This is a genomic window from Olsenella sp. CU969 (genome assembly GCF_905219715.1).
GTDB lineage: Bacteria > Actinomycetota > Coriobacteriia > Coriobacteriales > Atopobiaceae > Granulimonas > Granulimonas faecalis.
Genome location: NZ_CAJMXC010000098.1, coordinates 1 through 6275 on the forward strand (window position 1 = coordinate 1; position 6275 = coordinate 6275).

At 69.9% G+C, this 6275-nt stretch carries 5 protein-coding genes and 1 pseudogene; 2 read left to right on the plus strand and 4 right to left on the minus strand.

What is annotated here, in order from left to right:
- Positions 1 to 56: 56 nt before the first annotated feature.
- The 3 genes from JX283_RS07650 to JX283_RS07660 all read right to left on the minus strand — a co-directional run bounded on the left by JX283_RS07650 (position 57) and on the right by JX283_RS07660 (position 4082).
- Entirely contained in the window at positions 57 to 659 is a 603-nt protein-coding gene (locus tag JX283_RS07650) for a manganese efflux pump (protein WP_239652542.1), read from the minus strand.
- A gap of 158 nt (positions 660 to 817) precedes the next feature.
- Positions 818 to 2083, minus strand: coding sequence for an MFS transporter (locus JX283_RS07655; RefSeq protein ID WP_204830046.1), 1266 nt, complete (start codon positions 2081 to 2083; stop codon positions 818 to 820).
- A 1291-nt stretch (positions 2084 to 3374) separates the two neighbouring features.
- On the minus strand, positions 3375 to 4082 hold the full coding sequence (locus tag JX283_RS07660; RefSeq protein WP_204830047.1) for a 5'-methylthioadenosine/adenosylhomocysteine nucleosidase: 708 nt from the start codon (positions 4080 to 4082) through the stop codon (positions 3375 to 3377).
- A gap of 112 nt (positions 4083 to 4194) precedes the next feature.
- Here JX283_RS07660 and JX283_RS07665 point away from each other — a divergent pair, with 112 nt between their 5' ends.
- On the plus strand, positions 4195 to 5265 hold the full coding sequence (locus JX283_RS07665; RefSeq protein ID WP_204830048.1) for an asparaginase: 1071 nt from the start codon (positions 4195 to 4197) through the stop codon (positions 5263 to 5265).
- 41 nt (positions 5266 to 5306) lie between these two features.
- Here JX283_RS07665 and JX283_RS07670 read toward each other — a convergent pair whose 3' ends face one another.
- Entirely contained in the window at positions 5307 to 5786 is a 480-nt protein-coding gene (locus JX283_RS07670; RefSeq protein WP_204830049.1) for an S-ribosylhomocysteine lyase, read from the minus strand.
- Between the two features lie 175 nt (positions 5787 to 5961).
- Here JX283_RS07670 and JX283_RS07675 point away from each other — a divergent pair.
- Positions 5962 to 6275 (plus strand): annotated as a pseudogene (locus JX283_RS07675) (hypothetical protein); the annotation flags it as partial.

Below are 6275 nucleotides of genomic sequence, written 5' to 3' on the forward strand. Positions count from 1 at the left end.
CCCCGGCGCCCACCTGCTGCCGGGCGGCCGGCAGCAGGTGGGCGCCGGGGGGCGGGCTAGAAGAAGAACGCCTTGACGCCCAGGGCGACGAGGACCACACCGCCCGCCACCTGGGCCCGGTCGCCGATGCGCGGCCCCACCCAGCGGCCGCAGGCGATGGCGGCCACACAGAGAGCCGCCGTCACGAGGCCGATGACCGTGGAGGCGGGCCCGACGGCCACGCCCATGGCGCGGAGCGACACACCCACGGCAAAGGCGTCGATGGACGTGGCGACGGCCTCGAGCAGGAGCCGGCCGGGGGAGAGGACGTCGTCCCCGCCGCAGTCGCGGTCCTCCTCGGCCGGGCTCCCCTTTGCGGCGACCTCCTCGGCAGCAACCGGACGCATGGCGCCCAGGCCCTCGCGAACCATGTTGACGCCGATGGCGCCGAGCACCACGAGGGCGACTAGGCCCGAGAAGCGCTCGATGACGTCGCCGAAGAGCGACCCGAGAAGGCTGCCCAGCAGGGTCATGAGACCCTGGAAGAGGCCGAAGAGCAACGGCATGAGCAGAAGCCGGCCGCGCCGGGCACCNGGAGCGGCCAGCGTGTTGGAGACGGTGACGGCGAACGCGTCCATGGCCAGGGCCACACCCAGAACGAGACACTCACCGAGACCCACGGGCACTCCCCTCTCCGACCGAACGGCCCACCATGATAACGCCGCCGGCTCCTCCGCGAAGGGAGCGACGACGCGNGGCCGGACGGTGTGGGACAGAAGTGTCCAGGTGGTGGGACAGAAGNGTCCGGGTNNTGGGACAGGGGGCCGCGGGCCAGGCCCTAGGCGCCGGCGGGCTCCCCGTGCTCCTTGGGCATGAGCAGCAGCATCACGAAGCCGACCACGAGGAGGATGGCGATGGACAGCACGCCGAGCTCGGCGGAGCCCGTGGCGGCCGTCACCACCGACACCAGGAGGGTGCCCATGACGCTCGCGTAGCGGCCGAAGATGTCGTAGAAGCCAAAGTACTCGTTGGCGCGGTCCTTGGGGATGATCTTGCCAAAGTANGAGCGCGACAGGGCCTGGATGCCGCCCTGGAAGAGACCCACGAGCACGGCGAGGACCCAGAACTCGGTGGCCGTCTTGAGGAAGAAGGCCGCAAAGCCCACGATGCCGCAGTAGGCGACCACGGCGACGAGGATCATGGTGAGGGTGCCGAAGCGGTCGGCCAACCTGCCGTAGGCGACGGCCGAGGGGAACGCCACGAACTGGGTCACGAGGAGCGCCAGGATGAGGTGCGTGGAGTCGATGCCCAAGGCCGAGCCGTAGCTCGTGGCCATGGCGATGACGGTGTGGACGCCGTCGATGTAGAAGAAGAACGCAACGAGGAACACGAACAGGCGCCGGTCGTGGAAGATGTCGCGCATGGTGCGGGCGAGGCCGCGGAAGGTGTCGAGCACCTCGGCGCGGGCGTCCTCGGAGCGCTTGTAGTGCACCTGCCGGTAGCTGCGGAGCAGCGGGACGGTGAAGCAGAGCCACCAGATTCCGGTGATGACGAACGACAGCTGGGTGCAGAGCATGGAGTCGAGGCCGAGCAGGGCCGGGCCCCCGAAGATGAGGGCGATACAGGCGACGAACGGGACGGTGGAGCCGATGTAGCCCCAGGCAAAGCCCGCGGAGGAGATGTCGTCCATCCTCTCGTCGTCCGTGATGTCCACGAGCATGGCGTCATAGAACGTCATGGACGAGTTGAGGCCCACCGTGGCCACCACGAAGATGGCGAGGAACACGGCCGCGGACACCGGGAGCGCCTGGCAGAAGCAGGCCACGAGGCCCGTGGCGAAGAACCCGATAAANAACTTGATCTTGTTGCCCCTGTAGTCGGCCAGGGAGCCGAGGATGGGCATGAGCAGGGCCACGATGAGCGACGCGACGGTCTGCGCCATGCCCCACTGGGCCACGAGACCGGCGGAGTCGGTGGTCTCCGCGGCGAGCGCGTTGAAGTAGATGGGCACGACGGTGGTGCTCAGCAGCACGAGGGCCGAGTTGCCCACGTCGTACATGATCCAGTCGCGTTCCTGCCGCGTGTGATGACTGAAAAGTTTCATCAATATCCTTTATCCGCGGGGGCCACTCCGCCCCGTCGGGCACACGATAGACTACAAAGGCAACCAGATACGCCTCGGTGTTGAAACGGTGCTGAATCTCNCCACGGACCATAGACCGCGGGGAGGGGGACGGTACGCCCCCCCGTGCGCTAGACTTTGGGTCCCGCCCCAGCGGCCCGACGACACCGACAAGGAGCCATCAGATGCCTGCCTTGATAACCCATCACATCTTCGGCGAGAAATGCGCCCCGGAGCTTCCCGAGGGCCTCGTGGAGGACCAGGAGCAGCTCCTGGCCTTCCTCCTCGGCAACCAGGGCCCCGATCCCTTCTTCTTCCGCTTCAGGGCGCTCCCCGCCGAGCTCAAGGCCTGCCACCGGCTGGCCACCTCCATGCACTCCACGCGCGTGGCCCCCGCCTTCACCGCAGCCCACGAGAGCGTGGGGCGCCTTCCCGAGGACGAGCAGGGCCTCGGCCGCGCGTTCTGCCTGGGCCTGGTGGCCCATTACCAGCTCGACCGCTCCGTGCACCCCTTCATCTTCGCCGAACAGGACGAGATCATCGACGCCTCCGACGGCGAGCTCGANGGCTGCGGNNGNCAGGTGCACGCCATNATCNAGGGGCGNATCGACTCCTGGATGCTCTNGAAGGAGCGCCACAGCACCGTGCTCACCTGCCACCCGGCGCTGGAGCTCTGCCGCACGCCGCGCATCGACCGCGTGGCCGGCGCGATCTTCTCGCAGGTGGCCTGGCAGGTGTTCGGGATCTCCATCTCCTGCGAGGAGTTCGGCGCCGCGGTCGACGACATGCAGGCCGTCTACCGCCTGATCGAGCCGGCCGGGTCGCCCCGCGGCGAGGCCGTGGCCCTGGTGGAGGAGCGCCTGCGCGGCACGTTCTCCCAGGTGGAGGCCATGGCCCACGAGGTGCTGCGCGAGGACGTGTGCCCGCTGGCCAACCCACGGCGCCTGCCCTGGACCGACCCCTTCACCGGCAGGGTGTCCCACGCCTCGTTCATGGACCTCTTCGACGGGGCCGTGGACGGCTTCCCCGTGGTGGCCGAGGCCTTCTGCCGCGGCGGCGACGCCATCGAGACCGCCGTGGGCGGGCTCAACTACAGCGGGAAGCGATAGCAGCGCGGCCTTTGGCCCCCGGCGGCCTGGCACCGCCGTCATGCCCGGGAAAAGGGGCGTCCGTACCACGGCGACGGGCGCCCCTTCATATTATTGTCGCAATAGGGAGAGTGACAGATGGGCCAGGCACCGCTGTCACACGACGACAGCGGCCGGCACCGCCGTCACGCGGGCTGGCCTGCGATGCGGGGCAGCGCCGCCATCAGGGCGTGGGCCATCACGGAGGCGGCCTCGTCCTCGAACCGCTGGTAGGACTCGGCGCCGGTGCCGTCGGCCTTGTCGCTCATGGCGCGGAGCACCACGAACGGCACGTCGTTCAGCCACGCCACCTGGGCCAGAGCGGCGCCCTCCATCTCGGAGCACAGCGCGTCGAACGCCCCGCGGATGCGCCCGCGGTCCTCGCCGCCGGCCACGAACCGCTCGCCGGAGGCCACGACGCCCTTGAACACGGAGACCCCGGGGGCCACCTCGGCCACGGCGGNGCAGAAGTNGTCCACGAGCGCGGGGGCGGCCTCGAACAGCGTGGGATAGCCCGGCACCTGGCCGAGGGGGTAGCCCAGCGCCGTGACGTCCATGTCGTGGTGCACGGCCGCGGTGGAGACCACGACGTCGCCGATGTCCACGCGGTCGTCCACGGCCCCGGCGACGCCGGTGTTCACGAGGTGNGTCACGGCGAACAGGTCGCACAGCTNCNGGGCGCACGCGGCCATGGACACCTTGCCGATACCCGACTTCACCACCACCACGGGCACCCCCTCGATGGTGCCCTCGTGGAACTCCAGGTGGCTGCGCTCGGTGACCTTGTCCCCCTCGATGTGGGCGACGAGGTCGCGCACCTCGTTGTCCATGGCGCCGACGATAACGATCTTCATGAAGGTNCTTCCTCGGGAGTTCGTTCTCTCCCCTCCANCCTACGCCCCCGCACGCCACCGGGGCCGCCCGGAGGGGTACCTTTGCTGCAGCTTCCCTACGTCAGGAGGAACCATGACCACCNCGGCCGACGCCCCGCGTATCCTGCTCANCTACACCGGCGGCNCCATCGGGATGACCGAGGACCACGCCACCGGCACCCTGGTGCCGTTCGACTTCTCGCACCTCATGGAGAACGTCCCCAAGATCGGCCGCCTGGGCTACCGGCTGGACCACGTGGAGCTCGACCCGCCCATCGACTCCTCCAACATGAACCCGGCCCTCTGGGCCAAGGTCTGCCACATGGTGGCCGACGTCTACGACTCCTACGACGGCTTCGTCATCCTCCACGGCACCGACACCATGGCCTACACGGCGTCGNCCCTCTCGTTCATGCTCGGCGTGCTGGCCAAGCCCGTGGTGCTCACCGGCTCCCAGCTGCCCATCGGAGAAATCCGCGAGGACGGCACCGAGAACCTGATCACCGCCCTCCAGGTTGCCGCGGCCCGCGACCCCCGCGACGGCGGCNCCATGGTGCGGGAGGTCGTCATCTCGTTCGGCCGTGACATCCTGCGCGGCAACCGCGCCACCAAGGCCAGCTCCACGAACTTCGGCGCGTTCAAGACATTTAACTACCCGCNCCTCGGCCGCTCNGACCTGCACATCGACTTCAACCGNGACCGCCTGTGGCGCCCCGCGGGCGACACGCCGCTGAACCCGTGCTTCGCCATGGACGACGCCGTCACCGAGCTCGTGGTCTACCCGGGCATCTCGGAGCGCGTGCTGCGCGGCANCCTCTCCATCGACGGCGTCAAGGCGTTCGTGCTGCGGACCTACGGCGCCGGCAACGCCCCCACCGAGGACTGGTTCGTGGACGCCCTGGCCGACGCCGTGAAGGCCGGCAAGGTGGTCGTCAACGTGACGCAGTGCCCCGCCGGCGGCGTGGAGGAGAAGCGCTACGCCACCGGCGACGCGCTGGCCAGGGCCGGCGTGGTCTCGGGCTACGACATGACCGGCGAGGCCGCGCTCACCAAGCTCATGCACCTCTTCGGCCGAGGGCTCTCCCCCGAGCAGGTGACCTCNTACATGCAGGTCTCCATGCGCGGCGAGCTCACGGCGCCCCTGAGCCGCGCCCAGGCGCGCTGAGGGGCGCCGGGCCGCCCGGCGCCGGCCCGCGCCCGGACGCGCTAGACCGGGTAGACGGTGTGCGCCTCGTCGATGCCCGTGAGGCAGCGGTCGAGGTAGCGCCGGGCCTCCCAGCGGGCCATGGGCAGGTTGATGTCGAGGTAGTTGCCGCAGTCGCGGGGCGNCGCGCCGGGCACGGGACCGTCGTAGGAGGCGGCCCAGGTGAAGAGCCGCGTGAGAACGTCCAGGACGTCGGCGGGCCCCAGCTCCCCCGCCGCCACGAGGTAGAAGCCCGTGCGGCAGCCCATGGGGCCGAAGTACACCGTACGCGGGCCCCACTCGGGGTCGTTGCGCAGGAACGTGGCGCCCAGGTGCTCCAGGCAGTGCACGGCGGCGGTGTCCATGACGGGCTCGTCGTTGGGCGAGGTCATGCGGATATCGAAGGTGGTGACGGGCTCGCTGCCCACCGTGTCGCGGCGCGACACGTAGACGCCGGGCTCCAGGTCGATGTGGTTCACGGTGAAGCTGGCGATCTTCTCCATGGGGGCTCCTCTCGNACGGGCGGTCCACCCGAGTCTGTCACAGCCGCGCACCCGTTGTGAGAAGGGCCCGTGAAGTCCGGGCGACACACGGCGCGACGGGGCCAGGGGACGGCGCGTGGCGGGTACGTTCCGGGAGAACCGAGGGAGAAGGAGGAGCGCCTTGCAGCACGGTCCCATGAACCACACAGACCACGACGAGCGGCCCCCGAGGGAGGCGGCGCCCCGGCGGCCGGCCGCCCCGGCGGCGGACGGCGGCAGGGGGCAGGGGCTCTTCAGCGACCTGTCCGTGCCCCAGGTCGCTGCCGGCGCCCTGGCGGCCGTGACGTCCATGCTGCTCTCCAACCAGATCGGCATCGCGGGCTCGGTGATCGGCGTGGCCGTGGGCTCCGTGGTGTCCACGGTGGCTAGCTCCCTGTACAAGCGCGCCATCGCCCGCGGCGCCGACCGCATCAAGGAGAAGATCGGGGTGCCCGGCGAGGAGCCCCAGTT